Consider the following 22453-nt stretch of genomic DNA (forward strand, 5'->3'; position numbering starts at 1 on the left):
ATGCAATGGCTCGACTATGTGTCCTATCTATTCGGTGGCGCCGTACTGGCGAACGCCGTGCCGCATTTCGTCAGCGGCGTGATGGGGCGGCCTTTTCAAAGCCCCTTCGCCAAGCCGCGCGGCCAGGGGCAATCCTCCTCGACCGTGAACGTTCTGTGGGGATTTCTGAACCTGGCGATCGGCTATCTCCTGGTGCTCCGTGTTGGCGATTTCGACGTGCGATCCACGGCTGACGTCGTCTCGCTGGGGCTGGGCACCCTCCTCATGGGGGTGGCGATGGCACGCATGTTCGGCCGCTTCAACGGCGGCAACTTTCCGGTCGATGGATGAGCGGCCCGGCAAAAGGCACGTTCCGGTCACTGGCTAATTTCAACTACCGAATCTGGGCCGGCGGCGCGATCGTGTCCAATGTCGGAACCTGGATGCAGCGCACCGCGCAGGATTGGTTGGTGCTGACCCAAATGACCCACAACAACGCCACCGCCATGGGCGTGGTGATGGCGCTGCAATTCGCGCCGCAGATCCTTTTGCTGCCATGGACGGGTTTTGCCGCTGATCATCTCGATCGGCGCAAGCTGCTACTCGCCACCCAAGCCACCATGGGCCTGCTTGCGCTCGGCCTCGGCCTGCTCACCGTCGCGGGGCTCGTGCAGTTGTGGCACGTCTATGTGTTCGCCTTCCTGCTTGGCTGCACGACCGCGTTCGATTCGCCGACGCGCCAGACATTCGTCTCGGATCTTGTCGGTGAGAAAGACCTGTCGAACGCGGTGGCGCTGAATTCCACCTCATTCAATGTCGCGCGCATGATCGGGCCTGCTGTCGCCGGCGTCCTCATCGCTTCCGTCGGTTCCGGCTGGGTCTTCCTGATCAACGCCGCGTCGTTTGCCGCCGTCCTTGCCTCGCTTGGCTTGCTGCGTGTCGGTGATCTCCACCTGAAAGACAAGGCACAGCGCAGCCCCGGGAGCCTTGCCGAGGGCTTTGCGTATGTGTGGAAGCGCCCCGATCTCAAAGCCATCCTTCTGATGCTTTTCCTGATCGGCACGTTCGGGCTCAACTTTCCGATCTTTATCTCGACCATGTCCGTTTCCGTCTTTCACGCAGGCGCCAGCCAGTACGGGTTGTTGACGTCGACCATGGCGATCGGATCGGTCAGCGGCGCATTGTTGGCCGCTCGGCGCGAGCAGCCCCGCCTGGCGTTTCTTCTGGCCGGCGCCGCGATCTTTGGCGTCGGCTTTGGCCTGGCCGTGATCATGCCCAATTACTGGCTGTTCGGCCTCGCACTCGTCGTCATCGGCGTCTCGGCGCAGACGATGACAACCTCGACGATCAGTCTGGTACAGCTGTCCACCGACGCTGCCATGCGTGGGCGCGTGATGGCGATTGTGCTGGCCATAACGCTTGGCGGCACTGCTCTCGGCGCACCGGTGATCGGCTGGGTGGCCGATGATGTCGGCCCACGCTGGGCACTTGGCGTGGCCGCCATTGCCGGCTTTGCCGCAGCGATCGTTGGGGTTCGCTATCTCGCGACGTATCGCCACTTGCGTTTGCGGATTGAGGCAGGCCGTCTCCGCTTCGATCTCGATGATGGCAAAGTCGAGTCAGCATAAGCCGGACAGCCTTTTCCGACGTTCGGAAAAAATATGATTAATGTAGTCAAGTTTCTTGTGGAAACCTCGGCGGCGCTGTGGCATGCCCGATGACGGCGACGCGGCCAGGATCTTTCGGTGGCTTCGTTTGAACGCTATCGAAGGATTTCAGCGATGGACCAGTTGAGCGCGCAGACCCGCATCAGCGATGAGGCAATCAGGTCGGCGATCGAGCGCCTGCGCGACGAGCACGGCGAATGCGAGGTCGAAACCGGCGCTGCCGATCGATGGGAGCTTCGTCTGTATTATGGGTCGTTGAGCGCCACGCTTGAGGGCGACGACATGCTGATCCGCGTTGCGGCAATAGATGAGACCTGCCTTTCCTACATGAAGATGACGGTTGCCGGCCATGTCGCGCAGCATCTCGGCACCAGCAGCGGATTGCGCTGGCAAGGCGATGGCGCGGATGCCGGCACACCGATCTTCTTCCGCGAGATCACGGTGATGTGGTCGAGGCGGATTTCACCGCACATGCAGCGCCTGCGCTTCGCCGGCACGGACCTCGACCGTTTCATCCATGGCGGCCTGCACATGCGGCTGCTGTTGCCGCCGCGTGGCCGGCGGCCGGTCTGGCCGTCTATGGGCGTTGACGGCCTGCTGGTCTGGCCTGCCGGCGAGGACGCGCTCACCGTGCGGGTCTACACGATCCGGGCGATAGACGCCGCAAGCGGCTGGCTCGATGTCGATTTCGTGCTGCATCCCGGCCAGGATACGCCGGCCGCAATCTTCGCGCAGAATGCTCGGGCGGGAGATGTCATCGGCATGATCGGACCCGGCGGCGGCGAGGCGCCGGAGGGGCGGATCCTGCTTCTCGTCGGCGACGATACGGCGCTGCCTGCCATCGGCAGGATCCTTGAGCACCTGCCGCAGTCAACCCGCGCCGAGGCACTCATCGAGGTCGATGGTCCGGATGACCGCATCGCGCTGCCGCAAGGCGGGAACATCGACATCACCTGGCTCTACCGGCATGGCCGCGAGGCCGGTACCGCCGGATTGCTACCAGCCGCCCTGCGAGAGCGCAGCCACGCTGCACTCGCGGATGGCCTCGTTGTCTGGGCCGGATGCGAGTTCGCCGACTTCCGCGAGATCCGCAAGATCGTCCGCAAGGAATGGGGCCTGCCACGCGACAAGCATCTGGTCACCGCCTATTGGCGCCGCGGCGCGCTAGGCGAGAACGGCGGCGGCGAGGAATAATGGCACCTAAGGCACTGACCCGTGTCAGTCCCTGATACTTCTCGCCACCAGCCGGGCGACGCTTGGGCCGACCAGCAGCACGATCAGGAAGCGCGCCGATTGCAGCGCCATGACGAAGGAGATGTCGACGTTCTGCGCCGCGGCGGCGATGATGGCGACACTGTCCATGCCGCCGGGGCTGGTTGCCAGATAGGCGGTCAGCGGGTCGATGCCGAGCAGATGGCTGATCAGGAAGGCGAGTCCGCCACAGAAGGCGATCAGCGCCACGATCGAGGCGACGATCTGCGGCAGTGCGCGCGTCGCATGGCGCAGGATCGGCCTGGTGAAATTCAGCCCGATCGACCAGCCTACCATGGCGTAGCTGACTGCCAGGAGCCAGGGCGGCAACTGCATCTCGACACCAAGGCCGAGATGGATGACAGCGCCGAAGATGAAGGTGCCGAGGAAGAAGGGCGAGGGCAGGCGGCACAGTCTGCCCGCCAGCCCGCCGACCAAGGCGATGCCGATGGTTGCGGCGAAAGCTTGCATGTCTATCGGCGGAAACCAGATGATGGGCGGGACTTCGATGCCTGATGTGTCGACCCACATCTTGGCGACGATGGCCGCCGTCATCGACACGAAGATGACACGCAGATACTGCATGAAGGCAACGAGCCGCTGGTCGGCGCCAAAGGCGCCGGCCATCAGCACCATGGCGGTGGCCGCACCCGGTGACGAGCCCCAGACGGCGGTGGTGCCGGGTAGGATGCGCCAGCGGCTGATCAGCCAGCCGAGCAGGCTGGAGGCCGCGACGGTGGCGATCACCACGCCCAGGAACAGCGGCCATTCCCGGTAGAAGACGGGAAAGATGTCAGCCGAGATCGAGGCGGCGACGAGGCAGCCGACAATGGCCTGGGCGGAGCCGAATAGAAGGCGCGGCACCCGCACCGTGGCGCCGTTGGTGCCGGCGACGATCGCTGCCAGCATCGGTCCGATCAGCAGTGCCGCCGGCAAGGCGGCAAGTTCGAGCGCGCCGGCAAACAGGACCGAAATGGTGAGCAGGACCAGCCATTGCCAAGGCTTGTGCATCCGCGCCATACGCTCGGTGGCGGGCTGATCGGGGGGCTGCTGGGCCGAGGAATCCATCTTTCGGTCTTAGACGCGAAGCGGGGCGATGCGGACCCCGCCGCGCTGAAAAAGCTGCTCGCAGATATCAGCCCGTCTTGCCGTTAGCCAAGCCGAAACCGCCGACAGGGTGGGTCTCAACCTGGAACTCGAAGCCGGCGATGAAGGGGCGGGCTTTCGCGATGGCCGCCTGGACTTCGGGAAGCTGCAGCGACGTCTTGTGGCTTTCGGCGTCGGTCCACACTTCGGTGACCCAGATCGCATCGGCATCGGCCGGATCGGTGGCGATGATATAGCTCAGGCAACCCGGCAGGGCGCCGGTGCTGTCACGCAGCACGTCCATGACCGCGTCGCGCTGGCCGCGCGCCGCCCGCATCTTGCCGATCAGTCCATACATTCCTTCGCCTCCCTTTGAAGTCTCCGACAAGAGTATATGGGTCACCAGTATGCAATTGCCCGGTCACGGCATCAACTGGCCGCCATTCACCTCGATCACCTGGCCGGTGATGTAGCCGCTCAATAGATCGGACGAGAGGAAGAGATAGGCCCCAACGCAGTCTTCGGCGGTGCCAGCGCGCCCCTGCGGAATGGTGGCGACCATGCCCATGATCTGTTCGGCGGTCGAATAGCGCTCATGGAAGGGCGTGAGAATCGTGCCGGGCGCCACAGCATTGACGCGGATGCCGAAGCCGATCAGCTCCTTGGCCATGCCACGCGTGACATTGGAGACGAAGGCCTTGGCCGAGCCATAGAGACCCGCGCCGCCGCCGGCGCCATTGCGCGCGGCGATCGACGAGGTGTTGACGATGAAGCCGCCCTGCTTCTTCAGCCACGGTATGGCCTTGCGCGAGGCGGTCAGCACCGAGCGCGCGTTGAGGTCCATCACCGCGTCGTAATGCGCCTCGGTCTGCTCGGCATAGGGCACGCGGCCGAGCATGCCGCCGGCATTGTTGACCAGCCCATCGAGGCGGCCGAATGTCGAGGCACTCTCCTCGACGACACGCTCGACATCGGCGGCAACCGAAAAATCACCTTGGACCAGAAAGACCTCGCCGCCACCGTCGGCAATCGTCTTGCCGAGCTTCTCGGCGGCGTCGCGGCTCGAATTGTAGTGCAGCGCCACCCTGGATTTCTGCGCGGCATAGGCGAGCGCGAGCGCCGCGCCGATGCCGGTCGAGGCGCCGGTGACCAGAACCGCCTTGCCGGCGAGATCAGGGATGGTGAGGGTGGCTGGCACTGTTGTTTCTCCGGAGATTTCAACGAGATCGGCTGTTCCCAGCCGCTTGGTCAAGACTGTGCACTATGGCCGGAGATAGGCATAGCCCTGGCTTTGCAGTTCGGCGAGCTTGACGACACCGCCCTTGTCGGCGGCATGGAAGCCGTCGAGCAGGTCGGTGAGTGAAATGTCCATGCCCCGCATGGTGTTGCCGCAGGCCTGCGGCTCGAGCCCTTGCTGCACCAGGCCGGCGAAGCGGCCGGAGATGGCTGCCGATATGCCCTTCGACTTGAAGCTGGCCAGGGCCGGGCCATGGACGACCAGCACGATGTCGACATTGCCGCCGGTGCCCTCATAATGGTTCTTGATGTTGCCGAGCACAAAATTGACCTTGTCGACATCGCTGAGGTGATAGGCCACCTTCAGCCTGGCAGGCTCCGTGGCCGCTGCCTGCACAGCCCGCAGGCCAAGAAACGTTCCGGTTCCGGCAAGAACCGCGCGGAACATGTCGCGCCGGCGCATGGCATCCCTCCTCGGATTTCACTGCGATTTGCGTGGCTCTGGCCGCAATACTAGCATAAATTGACGTTACGTCCTGTCGATGCGGAGGAGAGGTCACATGACGTTCAGGGCAGGGGAATGGAAGACAATTGCCGGCGCCGGGTTTGGCTTTGCGCTGCTTGGTTTGCTGGCAGGCACAGCCGTCGCCGCCGACGCGCTCAAACTCAAGGAGCTCAGCCCGAACGGGGCCGACGCCTGTTTCGGCCGGGTCTATGACGCGGCCCATCTCAAGGCGCATCCGAAGCAAAAGGTGGCGCGGATCTTCTTCTACTATGGCCATGACCCGGTGAGCCGGCCGAATGAGGAACCGCCCGCCAACCAGGACACGTCCTACAATGGTTTTCTCACCACCACGGTGCGCGGCGCCAAGAAGCCGGAATGGGCGAGCAGCTGGTGCAACAAGAGCGATCCGAGCGACCCTTCGAGCGGTATAGGCTGCGGCATGGATTGCGACCGTTCGCTTGCCTCTCTGAAGGTCGACGACAAGGGCAAGCTTCTGATCTCAGGCCTGTCGCCGGACGTCTATCTCGATCCCGATGCATCGGAGTCGATGAGCAAGGCGGAATATGCCAGGCAGCAGCTCGGCAGCGAGGACGACAATTTCAAGCTCGACCCGATGCCGGCCGACACCTGCAAGGCGGAGTTCGCGCGCATCGATCCGATCGATCCGGCGCTTGGGGATCCGTTGCGCGTGCGGCTGAAGCCCGACCAGCCCTTCTGCTATGGGCGCGACTATGACGATGCGCATCTGAAGTCGCATCCTAACCAGATGACCCAATCCATCCGCGTCTTCCGCGGCCCGATCGAGCTCGCATCCTTCGCTGCTGACGGTGACAAGGCGAATTGGCCTGACGGCGCCGACATCGCCGTCTCGGTCACGACGCGGAAGAAGGGGGCTAAGGTCACGCAGACCTATTCCTGCCAGGGCGAGGCCGACCAGTGGCGTTGTGCCGCGAGTGCGAAGATGAGCAATTTCTCCTGCGACATCGCGCAGAAGGAAATCTTCCTCAAGCGTGGCGCGAACGGCACGATGATGCTGGCCAATCCCAACAGCAGCGTGGCGATCGTTGATCTGTGCTCCAAGGCCGCCGACGGCAAGACGAAGTCGGACGACAAGGTCTATCGACTGGAGCCAATGCCGCAATCGGCCTGCGCGCCTTGAGCTCGGATGGAGGAGCGCAAATGGATAAGGCGAAGGTCTTTTGGTCTGGCCGATCGCAAGCGGTACGCCTGCCGAAGAAATATCGTTTCGAAACCAGCGAGGTTTCAATCCGCCGCGAGGGCCGAGCGGTCGTTCTCGAACCGCTTGCGCAGGATTGGGACTGGCTCGACCGTCTGACTGGACCGCTTGACGATGATTTTGTCGAGGCGGCCTTAGACGGCCGATAGCGACGAATTACTCGGCGCTGAAGTTTTCGGGGTACGCCTTTCGTCACCCTATGGTCTGCGTCGCTTCGCTTCTGCTCCGGCCGTGGATGACGAAGTCGAGAGTCTTCGGCTAATTACCAAGATCGTGACGGGAAAATCGTCTCAAGCAAACGGCACCGCCGTCGTGCCCTTGGGCAGCTTGGCCTCGTCGTCCGGCTCGACATGGATGGTGACGCGCACGGAGGGGATTTCGGCCCTCAGCGCGTCCTCGATGCGGTCACAGATGACATGGCTGGCGCCGACCGTCATGTCGGCATCGACGACCAGATGGAACTCGATGAAAGTGGCGCGGCCGGCGATGCGGGTCTTGAGGTCATGCACCTCCATCGCGCCCTTGCAGTTGGCCGAGATGATGTCGCGGATACGCATGTGTTCGGCGGTATCGACGGCGCGGTCCATCAGCCCGTTCATGGACGAGCCGATGACGTGCCAGCCCTGCCACAGGATGTTGAGCGCGACGATGACGGCGAGCGCCGGGTCGAGGATCTGCCAGCCGGTCAGGATCGCCCCAACCAGGCCGCCGAAGACGCCGATCGAGGTCACCACGTCGGTCATGATGTGATTGCCGTCGGCGACCAGCGCCGGCGATTTCGCGGCCCTGCCGGCGCGGACCAGCGTCCAGGCCCAGAAGGCATTGATGGCGGTGGCGATGCCGTTGACGGCAAGACCGTTCCAGGGCTTTTCGATGGGCGCTGGTGTTTGCCAGGAGCGCCAGACCTCGTTGAGGATCAAAAGCGCGGCGAGCACGATCAGCACGCCTTCGAGCACGGCCGAGAAATACTCGGCCTTGTGGTGGCCGAACGGGTGATCCTGGTCGGCCGGCTTGTAGCTGACCTGGATGGCCCAGAAGGCGGCGCCCGAGGCAATGACGTTGACGATCGATTCCAGCGCGTCCGAATAGAGCGCGACGGAGCCGGTGATGTACCAGGCGGCGAGTTTCAGGCCGAGCACGACGGCGGCAATGATGATCGACCAGAAGGCAAGGTTGGCGACCTTGCGCTTCGCGGCCGCCTTGGCCGCGATCGCCATTGTGTTCTCGGCTTCGGCCATCGAGCTCAGGCTGCCTTTTCCTTGGCCTTGCGCGGCAAATGGGCAACGATGTTCTCGATGATGCGCATGCCGGCATTGTGGCCGAGCGTCATGATCGATTCCGGGTGGAACTGCACGGCGGCGATCGGCTCTTTGCGGTGTTCGAAGGCCATGATGACGCCGTCCTCCGTCTCGGCCGTGACAATGAAATCATCGGGCAGGCGCACCGGATCGGCGAAGATCGAATGGTAGCGGCCGACGGTGACTTCCTTGGGCAGGCCGGAGAAGATGATGCCCGGCTTGGAGACGCGGATGCGCGACGGCTTGCCGTGCATAGGCACATGCAATTGCCTGAGCTCGCCGCCATAGGCCTCGGCCAGTGCCTGCAGGCCAAGGCAGACGCCGAAGATCGGCAGATCGCGGGCACGAGCCTTCTTAATGGTCGCGGCGCAATCGAAATCCTTCGGCGTGCCGGGGCCGGGCGACAGCACGACGAGGTCGGGCTTCAGCCGGTCGAACACTTCATCCGGCACCGGCGTGCGCACGGTCGAGACATTGGCGCCGGTCTGGCGGAAATAATTGGCCAGCGTGTGGACGAAGGAGTCTTCATGGTCGACCAGCAGGATGTTGACGCCGTCGCCAACACGCGCGGTGGTGCGCTCGGTGCTGGCGGAATTGCCGGTCTTGGCGTCGCGGATGGCGGAGAGCATGGCGGATGCCTTCAATTCGGTTTCGGCTTCTTCTTCCTCGGGAATGCTGTCGAAGAGCAATGTGGCGCCGGCGCGCACCTCAGCGATGCCGTCCTTGATGCGGATGGTGCGCAGCGTCAGGCCGGTGTTCATGTCGCCGTTGAAGTTGACCATGCCGATGGCGCCGCCATACCAGGCGCGCGGGCTCTTCTCGTTCTGCTCGATGAAGCGCATGGCCCACAGTTTTGGCGCGCCCGTGACGGTGACCGCCCAGGCATGTGAGAGAAAGGCGTCGAAGGCATCCATGCCTTCGCGCAGGCGGCCCTCGATGTGGTCGACGGTGTGGATAAGCCGAGAATACATCTCGATCTGGCGGCGGCCGATGACACGCACCGAGCCCGGCTCGCAGACGCGCGACTTGTCGTTGCGGTCGACGTCCGAGCACATGGTCAGCTCGGATTCGTCCTTCTTGGAGTTGAGCAGCTTCAGGATCTGCTCGCTGTCGGAAATCGCGTCGTCGCCGCGCTTGATGGTGCCGGAGATCGGGCAGGTCTCGACCCGGCGGCCGTTGACGCGCACGAACATCTCGGGCGAAGCGCCGATCAGATATTCGCCTTCGCCCAGATTGATGAAGAAGGAATAGGGCGAGGGGTTGATCGATTTCAGCTTGCGCGAGATCTCGGACGGCTGCGTCTCGCAGCGCTCGTAAAACATCTGCCCGGGCACGACCTCGAACAGGTCGCCGCGCTTGAAACTATCCATCGCCTTGCGCACCAGATTGGCATATTCGCCGGGCTCATGGTCACCGCGCGGCGGGATGCGGTCGGGGGTCTTGAAAGGCTCGGCGATCTCGTCGCGGGCCAGGCCTTCGGTGGAAAAACCCTCGCCTGAATAGTCGTAGCGGTCGGTCCAGGCCTTCGCCGAATAATGGTCGACGACCAGGATCTCGTCGGGCAGGAACAGCACCAGGTCGCGCTGGCTCGGCTTGCGCTCGAGCTTGTAGTCGACCGGGTCGAACTGGAAGGCGAGGTCGTAGCCAAAGGCGCCGTAGAGGCCGAGATTGGCGTCTTCAGCGGTTTTGAACAAAGCGGTGATGGCGCGCAGCACGGTAAACACCGAAGGGACGCGGCTGCGCTCCTCCTCGGTGAAGACACGGCCGGGCTTGGCGACGTCGAGGCGGATCAGTGTCTTCGACGTCTCGGCGATGGTGATGTCGGCAAGGCCACCCAGCGTCTTGCCGATGACCGGCAACAGCGCCTCGCCGCGGCGGTTCAGCGCCTCGATGCGCATGGCACGGCCACGCGCTGAGATCACCAAAGGCGGATCGATGATGGCGGTGTCCCAGCGCGTGTAGCGGCCGGGATATTCGTAATTGGAGGAAAACACGGCTCCCCGGCGGGAATTCAAGCCGTCGACATAGGTGTCGATCGCACCCGCATAGGGCCGGTCGTGGCGCTCGCGGGTGATGGTGATGCCACCCTCGGTCACGAAGCTTTCAGCGCCGTTTTCCAGAACCTTCATCGTCATTGCCGTCTCCATCTGGCTTGTTGGGCAACGGACCCGGGACTGGCTTTTTAAAAAACAAATGGCCGCCCGGACTTTCCGTTGCGGCCACCCTCTCTTTCACGCACGCGCGTTCGAACAGGCCGCTGTCAGCAGGCCCACCACCAAATGGTCTTGGTCGAACGCATGTTCATGGCGAAATCCATAGCGGCGAAAACCCGGATGCGCAACAGGTTTGAAAAGGTCTGTCCGGTGGCTGTCGCTTCCGGGGTTCATGGCACATCGCCAGGGCGGGTGGTCCGGACTAGGCTAGGCTTCCGACAACCAAAGACGGGAAAACAGCAATGACCGATCAGGCCGAGCGCGCGCGGACGTTCCATGCCCTCCACGTCAAGGGCAACCCGATCGTTCTCTACAATGCCTGGGATCCGGGTTCGGCCAAGATCGTCGAGAAAGCGGGCGCCAAGGCGATCGCCACCGGAAGCTGGCCGGTCGCGGCCGCCTTCGGCTACGCCGATGGCGAGAAGATCCCGCTGGAATTGGCGCTCGACAACATCAAGCGCATCGTCGGTGCGGTCGACCTGCCGGTGACCATGGACCTCGAGGGCGGCTACGGCGTCGATCCGGAATTCGTTGCGCGCACGGTGACGCTGGCGTTGCGTGCCGGCGCCATTGGTTTCAATTTCGAAGACCAGATTGTCGGCGGCAGCGGCCTGCACGACATCGACGTCCAGGTCACACGCATCGAAGCCGCCGCCGCTGCCGTCAAGGCTTCCGGCATCCCGGCCTTTATCAACGCCCGCACCGACATTTTCCTCAAGGCGAAGCCGGATGCGCATGACGACGAGTTGCTCGACCAGGCCATCGAGCGGGCGCAGGCATATGAAAAGGCAGGCGCAAGCGGCTTTTTCGCGCCGGGTCTTGGCAACGAGGGGCTGATCGAGACGCTCTGCAAGTCGACGAACCTGCCGGTCAACATCATCGCGCTGGCGCATGTGCCGCCGCGCCAGCGGCTGGCCGAACTCGGCGTCGCCCGTGTGAGCCATGGTCCTGTGCCGTATCGGCAGATGGCGGAATGGCTGGAGGCGAAGGCACGGCTGGCGATTTCTGGTTAGTCAAACTATGCAGCTAAAGTGGCGCTGCCAAGAAAACCGCTAGCGCATTTGCGCGGCAGATCGCCTCGCTTAAGAAATGAGTTTCGCAATCTCAACCCGCCAGTATTCCATGGCCTTCTCGATAACATCATCCACGTAGTGCGTTTGCTGGTTATCGTCTGTCACCACAAGAGCAGGCGTGCCGATGTCGAAGCCCGAACTAAAACCATCCGAGAATGCCCCGCCACGCCGACTTTTCTTGGGTTTTTGGCCCTGAGTGATTGTCGCCGTCTTTCTGCTTAGCGCTCCATGCTTATGGGTGTCATGCACGTCTCGCGCGATAGCCAACTCATGTAAAGCGAACCCGAGAGCATCCCGCTCCGGGCCGATTCTTTGCACCGTTGGATTGATGTGTTGAATGAAGTGTTCGGCTAGATTATCAATTTCACCTAACGCAATTATCGCGTGCCGAGCGCTCAGTGGTTGAATCGCCCATTCGTTGACGGACGGCTCTACAAAGTCTTCTAAGAAATGGCGGGGATGCATGGGGTGGCCTCAGCCTGAGGCCTCTGGCGCGCGGCGCCCCTGCTTTTGCGGCTGTCTCTCGACAGGTGGTAATGCCAAGACTGGATCACCCGCCATTTTAGGAAATACGAGCTGATCAGCAACTTGCTTCAGATCGTCAAATTGGATTTTAGCGGCTGCGGCGTCATCACCTCCATCTGAAATTGCTGGTGGAAGCAGACGAATTTCAACGGTCATTCCGCGTTCGACACGAGCCAGAATTGATTCCAGCGCCCATTTCAGATCCGTGGCCTGCTCGTGCTTGCGACCGTCCCTTCCATCGACCTTATCCAATATCTCTTGGACCTTCGCATCGATGGATGCACCAACAACCTTATTGATCTTTGCGTCGAACAACTCCGCTATTGGGTCTTCCTTGAAAGCCGCAATCTTTTCGGTCTCAGCGCGTATCCTGCGGATATCTTCCACCTGTCTCCAGGTGCTTAATGCCCAATTCACAGCCAATCCGAGCAGTGCGATGGTCGCTGTGGAAAGTCCGAAAAAGAATTGAGGGTCTGTTGTCGAAATTTGGCGGACCTCAATTGGCTCAGCAGATCCTGTTGCCGCCTCAGAAAACGCTCGAACAGCTCTCTTAATGAATCTAAGTTCATCAATAAGTTTATCAAGATGATTTTCAAACAAGTCACGAGGCAGAAGGAAGCCAACCTCAGCTTGCCCTGGCTCTAGTTCATCTTTCTTTATACCGATAGTTAGTAATGATGCCCTAAGGCTCTTAATTTCGGAGATAAAAGCCGACCGAATCTTTATAAGTTTTGCTAGCTTGTCCTGGGCAACGGCAGGCGTGGCGGGACCATCAGACATCCATCTTTGAATTTCGCCCGCGATGTCTTCCACAAAGTAGGGACCTGCGCCAATCTCCTCCAAGAGTTTTACCTGAGCCGGTTGGAAGGTCCGAATAAACAGATCAAGCGCCTCTTTTAGCTTCTCAATCGAGCTTGATAGGCTCTGCTGGTAGGAGGGTTCGGCTGGCGATGAGACAAGTTGCCCTAAAGCCGATGACACGTCGCTGAGCCGACTTTCGGTGGCGGCCTCATCTTCATGGGCTATAATCAGGTCGACAATCTCAAGTAATCGCGAAGCGTTCAATTCCGTCCCCCAAAGTGCTTCATTCTTTTAGCCGCTGAGCACCAAATAGAACAACACCGTAGCCTTCGGCATCTACCCAGAATGCTGATAGCCGATGGATTACTAACGCGTCCCGCCCAGCGCCTCGGCGCGGTCGCATAGCAGACGGGTTCACAACTCTAGCGGCGTCTCACGAAATATTCGTATCACAAGCGTCACAAATAAAGCGAAACTTACAGGCGATCGCGAACTATCAATCCTCCAGCGTGCCTGACCTGGCATCGGCACTCTTCCGGTCGCCGACCAGCTTCAGCAGATCCTCGCCGGCGCGGATGATGCGGCGCGAGCGGCGGGTCAGGATGATGCCGTCCTGCGGCGCGAACACTTCCGCGCGGCCATCGGCTTCACCCGGTGCGTGAACGATGGTGGCAAGGCGATCGCCCCTGGCGACGCGGTCGCCGGGCTTGACATCGTAGAGCACGGCACCCGCCCGGTGCGCAGGCATCATGTCGATGTTTTCCAACGGGGCGACGACGCCCTTGAAAGGGCCGGGTGCGGGCAGCGCGCTGTCGGTGATCACGCCGCGCGCCACCAGAAGCCGGTATAGGCCTTCGGCGTCGGCTTTGGCCAGGGAGCCATCGACATCGAGGATGCCGCGATATTCGACCGTGGTGGCGACGCGGCGATCGAACTTCGCCACGTCGGCGGGAGCGTTCTGATAGGGCATGATCGAGGCGCCCTCGAAAGTGCCGTCGGCATCTTCGCTCCACAGCACCACGGCATCGATGCCCATGGCGGCAGCGCAATCGGCCATGGCCGGCCACAGGCTGGTGTGGATGTAGAGATAGGCGAGGCCCTCGTCGTCGCAATGCAGGTCGAGCACGATGTCGTGGCCGAGCGACAGCTGCACGAGACGCGATTTCAGCCGCTGGTCGGCGCCGCCAAAGGTCGTATCGGGCAAGAGCTTGACGTCAGGCGCGGCAAGCAGCGGAAAGCTTCTGTTGAAGTTGGTGCGGGTGCCCAGATGAAAGCGGCCCTGGTGCTCGCCGAAATGATATTGCGCGCGGCCGATCGGGTTGGCCCAGGGCACGATGGTGATGTTGCCCTTGATGCGGCCTTCGGCTTGCGCCTTGTTCAGCGCCGGCATCAACGCGTCGATGGCGACGACGCCTGGCAGTTCGCCGGCATGAAGTGCCGCCTGCAGATAGGCCGAGGGTGCTGCCTTGTCGCCGCCTGTGAAGCGGAACACCGGGAATTCGTAGGAAACGCCCTCGCTGTCACCGGCGATGCGTTCGATGGATTTTTGCATGACTTCCTCCCTCAACAGCGACGAGACATGCCCATTTGAGGACGCAGATGTCGATTGGTCCAGCTTGCCGCGCTATGGGCGCAAGATTTCTGTCCCGTTGACGAAGAGACGTCTACTCCGCGGCAGCCTGAAGCGGGACAGGCGCGCGCCGGTCCAGCGCCTGCGACAGCACCGCCACGGTGACCGCCAGCAAGGCGAGTACCGCGCCGACCAGTGGCAGGTGGGCGTAGGAAACGCCGGCCGAAAGCGCCACGCCGCCGATCCAGGCGCCACTGGCATTGCCGACATTGAAGGCGCCCTGGTTCAGCGTCGCGGCAAGGTTCGGTCCTTCCGAGGCCGCCTCGACGACGCGAATCTGCAGCGGCGGCACGACGACGAAGATCAGCAGGCCCCAGAGGAAGACGATGCCGATGGCCACACTTGCGATGGCGCCGAACTGCATGAAACCGACGAATAGCACCGCCATCAGCAGCAGCGTGCCGATGACCGTCGGCATCAGCTTCCAGTCCGCCAGTCGGCCACCGATAATGTTGCCGATGGTCATGCCGGCGCCGAACAGCAACAGCACCCAGGTGACATCAGAGGTCGACAGGCCGGAGACGTCGGTGAGGTATGGCTTGATGTAGGTGAAGACCGCAAACAGGCTGGCCGAGGCCAGCGAGGCGATCAGCATCGCCAGCCAGACCTGCAATTTGCCCAGCACGCGCAACTCGCCGCGCAGGCCGCCGCCGCTCGGTTCAGCGACATTAGACGGCACCAGCCAGGCGATTGCCGCGACCGAAATCAGGCCGATGCCGACCACGGCGATGAATGTGGAGCGCCAGCCGAAGGCTTCGCCAAGTGCTGTGCCGGCAGGAACGCCCAGAATGTTCGAAAGCGTCAGGCCGGCAAACATCATAGCCATGGCGCTCGCGCGCTTGTTGCGCGGCACCAGGCTCGCCGCAACCACCGAGCCGATGCCGAAGAAAGCGCCGTGGCCGAAGGCGGTGAAGACGCGCGCGGCCATCAGCGTCCAATAGTCAGGTGCGATGGCGCAAAACAGATTGCCGACTACAAACGAAGCGGTAAGCCCGACCAGCACCGGCTTGCGCGGCAGATGCGCGGTGGCCATGGCGACGATCGGGGCGCCGAAGACCACGCCCAACGCATAGCCGGTGACCAGCAATCCGGCTGACGGGATCGATACGCGGAGGTCCGCTGCGACCTCGGGCAGCAGGCCCATGATGACGAATTCGGTGGTGCCGATGCAGAAGGACGCAATGGCAAGCGCAAGGATCGGCAAAGGCATGGAGCGTCCAGACTGAATCGGTTCAATTTCGAGATTGAACGATGAGTTGAGCCATGCGCAATACACATTGCTGCAATGCACCAATGCAGAAAGTCCAGAGCTTCACGTGCCTTAGACCAGCGGTTTCAGTTCCTGGGCAATCGTGGGCAGCAGCTCCGAGACGGTCGGATGGATATGGACGGCGCGCGCCAGTGTGTCGACCGGCGCCTTGGCGTACATCAAATCGAGCACGCAATGCACCGTTTCGTCGCCGCCGGGGCCGAGCACCGAACAGCCGAGGATTTCCCTGGTGTCGGCATCGACGAGGATCTTCATGAAGCCTTGCGTCTCGCCTTTTTCCACGGCGCGGCCGACACGGGTCATTGGCCGTTGGCCGACCAGTGCGCGGCGGCCGGACCTTTTCACGGACGCCTCGGTCATGCCGCAGCGGCCGAGCGGCGGATCGATGAACAGGCCATAGCTCTCTATGCGGTCGCTGACCTTGCGGGGATCATTGTCGAGCAGGTTTGCGGCGACGATCTCATAGTCGTTGTAGGAGGTGTGGGTGAAGGCGCCCTTGCCGTTGCAGTCGCCCATCGCCCAGATGCCGGGCACGCTGGTGCGCAACTGGTCATCGACAGAGACGAAGCCGCGCTTGTCGACTTCGACGCCGGCTTTGTCGAGGCCGAGATCGTCGGTGTTGGGGGTCCGGCCGAGCGCCAGCAGCACATGTGAGCCAACGGCCGGCGGCTTGCCGGCGGAGAAGGTCACGGCGATATCGTGGCCCTGTCTGGCGAAGCCGATATCATCGGCACCGACATGGACTGCAATGCCTTCGTTTTCGAGGATCGACTGGATGGCGGCCGAGACGTCCTCGTCTTCGCGGCCGGTCAGGCGTCGGCTCTTTTCGATGACGGTGACTTCGCTGCCGAAGCGGCGGAACATCTGCGCGAATTCGAGCGAGATGTAGCTGCCGCCGACAACGACGAGATGGCGCGGCAGAACGTCGAGATCCATCATCGACGAGTTGGTCAAATAGTCGATGTCATTAATGCCGGGCAGGTCTGGCACCGAGGCGCGGCCGCCGGTGTTGAGGAAGATCTTTTCGGCGGTCAGCAGATCATCGCCGACGCGCACCGTGTTGGCGGATTCGAAGCGCGCATGGCCGCGATAGAGGGTGCAGCCCTTCATCCCGGCGATCCAGGTCTCCAGATTGCCGCGGGCGTCGTTGGTCACCTTGTCCTTGCGCGCCTTGATCCTGGCATAGTCGACGCCGACCGGGCCAGAAAACGTCACGCCATAGTCGGCGGCGCGCCGCGCCAGATGCGCGGCATAGGCGCTGGCGACCATGGTCTTGGTCGGCATGCAGCCGGTGTTGACGCAGGTGCCGCCGACCAGCTTGCGCTCAATCAGCGCCACGCTCATGCCGGCTGAAGTCAGCCGTCCGGCCAAGGGAGAACCGGCCTGTCCGGCGCCGATGATTATGGCGTCGAAGGTTTTGGCCGTCATGCCACCGCAGCCACGATCAGCAGGCCGCCGATGATCGCTACTGCGTCCTCGATGAAGGCGGCGGGCGGATCCTTGCCGAAAGCGGCCGCCATCCTGCCGCGCGCTTCAGCACCGCCCAGCGTGCCGATGACCGCGCCGATGGCGCCAGCAATCAGACCGCCGATGGTGGCGCCGCCCGAGGCGCCGATCACCGCGCCGCTGAAGGCGCCAAGCAGGATGCGGGCGCCGAACTGCTGCGGCACCTTGCGGCTTGGTGTCGACGGCAACTGGTCTGTGACCAGCTCGACGATGGCCAGGATGGTGAAGATGCCGACAGCGGCCCAATGGCTCATGAAGCTGGCCCAGGTGCCGGCAACAGGCAGCCAGCCGAGATACGCGCCCCACGCAACGGCGGCCGGCGCGGTCATGGCACGAAGGCCGGCAATGACGCCGATCAGAAGTGCAAAGAGATAGAGCATGGTTGATCCCCCTCGATCCCGGGCCAGGACAGCCCTGAAAAGGCAAGCTACCATAGGTCCGGTATTTGGCCACTACTCGCGTCGGCGCTTTCCGCCGGCCGCTATTGTGCTTTGCGATGACGTCAATTGGAGACCCCGCCATGGCTGGAAACGAGCGCACGAAGATGGCGGCCGGCGAATGGTACACTTGCCTCGATGACGAGTTGGAGGTCTTGCGCGTCACCGCGCGCGACGCAGTGTTCGAGCACAATTCCTTGCCGCCAAGGCAGCGCGGCAATCTCGGGCCGGGCCTGAAGGCATTGCTCGGCGGCGCGGGCGAGGGCGCCCGTATCGAGGCGCCGTTCCACTGCGCCTATGGCTTCAATATCTTTCTCGGCGACGGCGTCTTTCTCAATGCCGGCTGCACCGTCCTCGACACGGCAAGCGTGCGCATCGGCAAGAGAACGCTGCTTGGCCCCAATGTGCAGATCTATTGCGCCGAGCACCACAAGGAAGCGGCGGGACGGCAGGCGGGACTCGAGATCGCCAGGCCGGTCGAAATCGGCGCCAATGCCTGGATCGGCGGCAGCGCCATCATCCTTGGCGGTGTCAGCATCGGCGAGGGCGCCATTGTCGGCGCCGGTGCCGTGGTGACGCGCGACGTGCCTGCCAACACCACGGTGGTTGGCAATCCGGCGCGACCGGTCAAGCGCCGTTGACATTACACGGCGGGAAACCGGATCGTCGCTTCAAAACCGTCCTGCCGGCCGGATGCCGGTGAGTTCAGGATCAACGTTGCATCGATCTGTTGCAGGATCTTGTTGACGATCGCCAGTCCGAGTCCCGATCCGTCGGCACGCGTTGCGCCGCGTTCGAACCGTTTGACGAGACCGGCTGGGGTCAGGACCACCGGGCCTTGATTGATCACGCTGAGCTGGGCATCCTCGTCGATGCGAACGACAACCTCGCCGCCTTCGGTGCCATGCCGCAAGGCATTCTCGATGAGGTTGCGCAGGACGATGGCCAATGCATCCGTATCAATCGCGGCCAGCGCCTTGCCTTTGTCGGGCGTTTCAAGGCGAAGGCGACGCTTGTTCTGGCCGTGCTGCTCGAAGTCCGCGACCACCAATGCGGCGACCGCGGCAAGGTCGGCTGACTTGCCGGCGATCGCTACTCCGGCATCGGCGCGCGCCAGCTGCATCAGCTTTTCGGACAGGCCGGCGAGGTCGGATAGGGCGGCCTTTATCTGGCGCGGGCGTTTTCTTGCCGCCTCGTCGGGAGCTTCCGCGATCAGGCGCTCCGTTTGTGCCAATGCGCCGGCGATCGGCGTGCGCAATTCATGCGCGGCGTTCGCGGTGAATTCCTTTTCGGCGTCGAGCGCCATGTGCAGGCGCCGCATCAGGCTGTTGACCGACTTGGCGATTGCCGCAAGTTCGGAGGGCAGGTCTTCGGTGCGGATCGGGGCAAGGTTGTCGCCGTGACGGGCGCTGATCTCGCCGCGCAGTGTCGCGATCGGTCTCAGGAAACGCGCCAGGGTCAGCCACGCGACAAGTGCGCTCAACGGGATGAGGATGACCATCGGTATCAGGAAGCCGGTGGCGGCTTCGAACGTTTCCTCATTGCGCCGTGCGTCGAGCTCGGCGACCTGGATGAAAACGGTGCCGCTGACCGCCGGCTCGGTGTAGATGCGCCATCCAGCGGCCTCAGAAAAACCTTTCGCGAGGTCAGCCGTGAGCGGCTCCGCGGGAGCATCATAGGAGTGTATGAGAACGCGACCGCCGGCGTCCCGCACCTGGAAAATCAGGCGGTCGCCGTCATCGTCTGAAACAGCCTCCGCAAGCCTGCGCGGCGATTGCGACGCCTCGCGTCCGAAAAGATCGTCGATGACCAGCGGCAGCAGCCGACGCGCTGCTTCCTGCATGGAACTGTCCATGGCTTCGTTGATTTCACGATGCAGCGTGATGCTGCCGGTGCCCGCTGCGACCAAGCCGAAGGCCACCGTGAGCAGGATCAGCGAAGCAACGAGGCGACCCACAAGGCTGTTGAAGACCCTCATGGAGATGCCAGGCGGTAGCCCAGCCCCCTTACGGTCGTGAGGGTCTCGCGCCCGATCTTCTTGCGCAGGCGGCTGACATAGACTTCGACGGTGTTGCTTTCGATCTCCGCGCCGAAGGCATAGAGCGCATCCTCGATCTGGTTCTTGGCGACGGTAACGCCGGGCCGGCGCAAGAACTGCTCCAGCACCGCCCATTCGCGCGACGTCAGCATGGCCTCCACGCCGTCGACGATAACGCGGCGCGCGGCCTGGTCGATTTCGACCGGCCCAAGCCGGATCAAGGGATTGGGGTTCCCCCCATAACGACGCGCGACCGCGGCAAGGCGTGCGGACAACTCGCTGAGATCGAACGGCTTGACCAGATAGTCGTCCGCCCCGGAGTTCAGCCCCGCTATGCGGTCCGAGAGCTGGTCGCGCGCGGTCAGGATGATGACTGGCGTATCGGTACCTTCCCGGCGTAGCGTCTGCAGGAATTCGAGGCCCTTGCCGTCGGGCAGATGCAGGTCGAGCAGGACGAGTTCATAGGAGACGACACGGAGGTGATCGCCCGCACCGCCAAGCGTCGTGCTCCAGTCCACGGCGTGGCCGTCGGCAGCGATATGGTCGCGCACCGCTTCGCCCAGCACCCGGTCATCTTCGATCAGCAGAACGCGCACTTCGCCTCCGTGTCGCGGCAACACGCCGCCTTCATGCGGCACGAGGCTGACAGGAAGCTGAATGAAAGCCAACTGAGGCTTTTGCACGATGCGATGCGTGTTCAGGCTGCTGTCAGGTTTTGCGGCCAAGGTCCTCGACATCGGAATTGGCCGATGGAGAAAACAAGATGAAGACCTTGATCCTGACCGCGCTGGTTATGGCTTTTGCCGGGCCGGCCTTCGCCGCCGACAAATGCGATGTGCCGACCGACCAGTGGCAGCCGCGCGAAGCCCTGCAGAAGAAGCTTGAAAGCGAAGGTTGGAAAGTTCGCAGCATCAAGACGGAACATGGCTGCTATGAAGCCAAGGCGCTCGACGCCAATGGCAAGAAGCTGGAAGCGGTCTTCAATCCCAAGACGCTCGAGTCGGTCGGCGCCGATTCCGACGACGGTTGATCGCCATGAACGCCACCGTTTCGACACGAGAACAATTGGTCAAGGTCTGGAGCCCTTATGTCCGCCTCTTTCACTGGTCGCTGGTCCTGTGTGTTGCTGTGGCGTGGCTTTCTTCCGGCGAAATCATGAAGGTGCATGAGTTGGCCGGCTACAGCGCGGGCGTGTTGATAGCTTCCCGGCTGATCGCCGGCTTGGTTGGATCTGGATACACGCGCTTCCGTCAGTTCGTGCGTGGGCCGCGCGTGGTGAGTTCTTATCTCGCCGACGTGGCGCATGGCGATGAAAAGCGTTATCTCGGCCACAACCCCGCCGGCGGTGCCATGGTGCTGGCGCTTCTGGCTTGCGTGGCGGGAATTGCGCTGACCGGCTGGATGCAGACCACCGATGCCTGGTGGGGCGTGGCCTGGGTCGAGGACACGCACAAGATCCTGGGCAATGGTATCCTGGTGCTGATCGGACTGCATGTTGGCGGCGTGCTGCTCGCCAGCCTGCGTCATCATGAGAATCTGGTTCGCGCCATGATCACCGGCCGTAAGCGCGCGCCATCGCCGGAAGACGTTGCCTGACCGCTAAGAGAGTGGAAATGCAGGGGGCGCCGCATGGCGCCCTTTGCCGTTCGATCTCAAGATAACAGAGCCTGCGCCATGCGCTCGCCGTGATCGGCCCGCCTGGAGAATTCCCGTCGGTATTGCGCCGGCGATGTCCTGAGCCTTGCGGAAAAATGCTGGCGCAGCGAGGTGGCGCTGCCGAAACCGGCTTCGAAGGCCACGATATCCATCGATTTCTCCGTAGCTTCCAGCAGTCGCTGCGCCAGTTCGATCCGCTGGCTGGTCAGCCAATCGCCAAAACTGGTGCCGATCGATTTCTGGAAGCGGCGGGTGAACGTGCGCCGTGTCAGGCCGGCGGCCTCGGCGACGCTGTCGAGGCTGTGCGCTTCGCCGAGCGTGGCGCGCACCGCGTCGAGGGCCCGGGTGAAGCGGTCGGCGTTCGCGCTTTTTCCCACGGGATGCTCGATGAACTGCGCCTGCCCGCCCTGCCGATGTGGGGAAAGCACGATCTGGCGGGCAAGCCGCAATGCCGCCTCCGCGCCAAAACGGGCGCGCACGATGTGGAGGCAGCAGTCGAGGCCGGCGGCGACGCCGGCCGAGGTCACCACGTCGCCATTGTCGACGTAGAGCACGGTGGGGTCGACATTGATGTCGGGATGAAGTTTCTGCAGGCGCTCGCTATAAGCCCAATGCGTCGCGGCACGGCGCCCCGAAAGCAGCCCTGCAGCCGCAATGGCAAATGTCCCCAGACACAGGCCGACGATCAATGCGCCATGCTCGTGTGCCTTGCGCAGAGCCTTCACCAGCAGCGGTGACGGCGGCTCGTCAAGATGATGCCAGCTTGGAACAATGACGATATCGGCACCATCAAGCCCATCGAGCCCATGCGGCGCCGCAATGGTCAATCCGGCCTCGGTATGGATCGGGCCGGCCCTGACCGCGCAGATGCGGAAGTCGAAGCGCGGCAACCCAAGCGCTGTCCTGTCCTCGCCGAACACCAGGCACGGCACCGAGAGATGGAACGGGCTGATGCCGTCGAAGGCGAGGACGGCGATGATCGGGGCGTTCATGGGCGTTTCCGGCAAGTGAAAACCGGATTGTCCCAATTCTTTCGAATGATGTC

Annotated in this window: 24 protein-coding genes; 9 read left to right on the forward strand and 15 right to left on the reverse strand. The window is 62.8% G+C overall.

Features of this window, described 5'->3' with window-relative positions; all coding sequences use genetic code 11:
• The 3 genes from EB235_RS12265 (at position 1) to EB235_RS12275 (ending at position 2840) form a co-directional block, all read left to right on the forward strand.
• Positions 1-330 (forward strand): hypothetical protein, encoded by a 330-nt coding sequence (locus EB235_RS12265; protein ID WP_027030718.1) that lies wholly within the window; start codon positions 1-3, stop codon positions 328-330.
• On the forward strand, positions 327-1607 hold the full coding sequence (locus EB235_RS12270) for an MFS transporter (protein ID WP_032925527.1): 1281 nt from the start codon (positions 327-329) through the stop codon (positions 1605-1607). Before EB235_RS12265 ends, EB235_RS12270 begins: the two co-directional genes overlap by 4 nt.
• Positions 1608-1760: 153 nt before the next feature.
• The gene (locus EB235_RS12275; RefSeq protein WP_027030717.1) at positions 1761-2840 is read left to right on the forward strand and encodes a siderophore-interacting protein; all 1080 of its coding nucleotides are present in this window, start codon (positions 1761-1763) and stop codon (positions 2838-2840) included.
• Positions 2841-2864: 24 nt separating this feature from the next.
• On the opposite strand, the gene EB235_RS12280 is transcribed toward EB235_RS12275, so the two are convergent.
• The 4 genes from EB235_RS12280 to EB235_RS12295 all read right to left on the reverse strand — a co-directional run bounded on the left by EB235_RS12280 (position 2865) and on the right by EB235_RS12295 (position 5682).
• The gene (locus EB235_RS12280) at positions 2865-3965 is read right to left on the reverse strand and encodes an AbrB family transcriptional regulator (RefSeq protein ID WP_027030716.1); all 1101 of its coding nucleotides are present in this window, start codon (positions 3963-3965) and stop codon (positions 2865-2867) included.
• Between the two features lie 67 nt (positions 3966-4032).
• A complete protein-coding gene (locus EB235_RS12285; RefSeq protein WP_027030715.1) occupies positions 4033-4341 on the reverse strand; it encodes a putative quinol monooxygenase in 309 nt (102 codons plus the stop codon).
• Between the two features lie 63 nt (positions 4342-4404).
• The gene (locus EB235_RS12290) at positions 4405-5181 is read right to left on the reverse strand and encodes an SDR family NAD(P)-dependent oxidoreductase (protein ID WP_027030714.1); all 777 of its coding nucleotides are present in this window, start codon (positions 5179-5181) and stop codon (positions 4405-4407) included.
• A gap of 63 nt (positions 5182-5244) precedes the next feature.
• Positions 5245-5682, reverse strand: a complete 438-nt coding sequence (locus EB235_RS12295; protein ID WP_027030713.1) for a DsrE family protein — start codon at positions 5680-5682, stop codon at positions 5245-5247.
• Between the two features lie 97 nt (positions 5683-5779).
• Here EB235_RS12295 and EB235_RS12300 point away from each other — a divergent pair, with 97 nt between their 5' ends.
• Positions 5780-6883 (forward strand): hypothetical protein, encoded by a 1104-nt coding sequence (locus tag EB235_RS12300; RefSeq protein ID WP_027030712.1) that lies wholly within the window; start codon positions 5780-5782, stop codon positions 6881-6883.
• A 20-nt stretch (positions 6884-6903) separates the two neighbouring features.
• The gene (locus tag EB235_RS12305; protein ID WP_027030711.1) at positions 6904-7110 is read left to right on the forward strand and encodes an antitoxin; all 207 of its coding nucleotides are present in this window, start codon (positions 6904-6906) and stop codon (positions 7108-7110) included.
• Positions 7111-7251: 141 nt separating this feature from the next.
• On the opposite strand, the gene EB235_RS12310 is transcribed toward EB235_RS12305, so the two are convergent.
• Positions 7252-8199, reverse strand: a complete 948-nt coding sequence (locus EB235_RS12310; protein ID WP_051429663.1) for a cation diffusion facilitator family transporter — start codon at positions 8197-8199, stop codon at positions 7252-7254.
• Between the two features lie 5 nt (positions 8200-8204).
• Complete coding sequence (locus EB235_RS12315; protein ID WP_027030709.1) at positions 8205-10394, reverse strand: anthranilate synthase; 2190 nt, start codon at positions 10392-10394, stop codon at positions 8205-8207.
• A gap of 320 nt (positions 10395-10714) precedes the next feature.
• Between EB235_RS12315 and EB235_RS12320 the strand changes: the two genes are divergently transcribed.
• The gene (locus EB235_RS12320) at positions 10715-11485 is read left to right on the forward strand and encodes an isocitrate lyase/PEP mutase family protein (RefSeq protein ID WP_027030708.1); all 771 of its coding nucleotides are present in this window, start codon (positions 10715-10717) and stop codon (positions 11483-11485) included.
• Positions 11486-11554: 69 nt separating this feature from the next.
• Here EB235_RS12320 and EB235_RS12325 read toward each other — a convergent pair whose 3' ends face one another.
• From EB235_RS12325 to EB235_RS12350, 6 genes are all read right to left on the reverse strand, one after another.
• The gene (locus EB235_RS12325) at positions 11555-12010 is read right to left on the reverse strand and encodes a hypothetical protein (RefSeq protein WP_027030707.1); all 456 of its coding nucleotides are present in this window, start codon (positions 12008-12010) and stop codon (positions 11555-11557) included.
• Between the two features lie 9 nt (positions 12011-12019).
• Positions 12020-13135 carry a hypothetical protein gene (locus tag EB235_RS12330; protein ID WP_027030706.1) on the reverse strand — a complete coding sequence of 372 codons (1116 nt, stop codon included), beginning with the start codon at positions 13133-13135 and terminating at the stop codon, positions 12020-12022.
• 232 nt (positions 13136-13367) lie between these two features.
• Positions 13368-14423 (reverse strand): succinylglutamate desuccinylase/aspartoacylase domain-containing protein, encoded by a 1056-nt coding sequence (locus tag EB235_RS12335; protein ID WP_027030705.1) that lies wholly within the window; start codon positions 14421-14423, stop codon positions 13368-13370.
• Between the two features lie 112 nt (positions 14424-14535).
• Positions 14536-15711, reverse strand: a complete 1176-nt coding sequence (locus tag EB235_RS12340) for an MFS transporter (RefSeq protein ID WP_027030704.1) — start codon at positions 15709-15711, stop codon at positions 14536-14538.
• Positions 15712-15822: 111 nt separating this feature from the next.
• Positions 15823-17199 (reverse strand): FAD-containing oxidoreductase, encoded by a 1377-nt coding sequence (locus EB235_RS12345; protein WP_027030703.1) that lies wholly within the window; start codon positions 17197-17199, stop codon positions 15823-15825.
• Positions 17196-17657 (reverse strand): membrane protein, encoded by a 462-nt coding sequence (locus EB235_RS12350; RefSeq protein ID WP_027030702.1) that lies wholly within the window; start codon positions 17655-17657, stop codon positions 17196-17198. The genes EB235_RS12345 and EB235_RS12350 overlap by 4 nt, the downstream gene beginning before the upstream one ends.
• Before the next feature lie 140 nt (positions 17658-17797).
• Here EB235_RS12350 and EB235_RS12355 point away from each other — a divergent pair, with 140 nt between their 5' ends.
• The gene (locus EB235_RS12355; RefSeq protein WP_027030701.1) at positions 17798-18355 is read left to right on the forward strand and encodes a sugar O-acetyltransferase; all 558 of its coding nucleotides are present in this window, start codon (positions 17798-17800) and stop codon (positions 18353-18355) included.
• A gap of 2 nt (positions 18356-18357) precedes the next feature.
• Here EB235_RS12355 and EB235_RS12360 read toward each other — a convergent pair whose 3' ends face one another.
• Complete coding sequence (locus EB235_RS12360) at positions 18358-19692, reverse strand: ATP-binding protein (RefSeq protein ID WP_032925526.1); 1335 nt, start codon at positions 19690-19692, stop codon at positions 18358-18360.
• On the reverse strand, positions 19689-20348 hold the full coding sequence (locus tag EB235_RS12365) for a response regulator (protein ID WP_027030699.1): 660 nt from the start codon (positions 20346-20348) through the stop codon (positions 19689-19691). The genes EB235_RS12360 and EB235_RS12365 overlap by 4 nt, the downstream gene beginning before the upstream one ends.
• Before the next feature lie 167 nt (positions 20349-20515).
• Here EB235_RS12365 and EB235_RS12370 point away from each other — a divergent pair, with 167 nt between their 5' ends.
• A complete protein-coding gene (locus EB235_RS12370; RefSeq protein ID WP_027030698.1) occupies positions 20516-20782 on the forward strand; it encodes a PepSY domain-containing protein in 267 nt (88 codons plus the stop codon).
• Between the two features lie 5 nt (positions 20783-20787).
• Positions 20788-21348: a cytochrome b/b6 domain-containing protein gene (locus EB235_RS12375; RefSeq protein ID WP_027030697.1), complete on the forward strand. Its 561-nt coding sequence runs from the start codon at positions 20788-20790 to the stop codon at positions 21346-21348.
• A gap of 56 nt (positions 21349-21404) precedes the next feature.
• Here the strand turns inward: EB235_RS12375 and EB235_RS12380 are convergent, their stop codons facing one another.
• Positions 21405-22400, reverse strand: a complete 996-nt coding sequence (locus tag EB235_RS12380) for a GlxA family transcriptional regulator (RefSeq protein ID WP_027030696.1) — start codon at positions 22398-22400, stop codon at positions 21405-21407.
• Between the last annotated feature and the right edge of the window lie 53 nt (positions 22401-22453).

It is taken from the genome of Mesorhizobium loti R88b, assembly GCF_013170845.1.
Lineage (GTDB): Bacteria > Pseudomonadota > Alphaproteobacteria > Rhizobiales > Rhizobiaceae > Mesorhizobium > Mesorhizobium loti_B.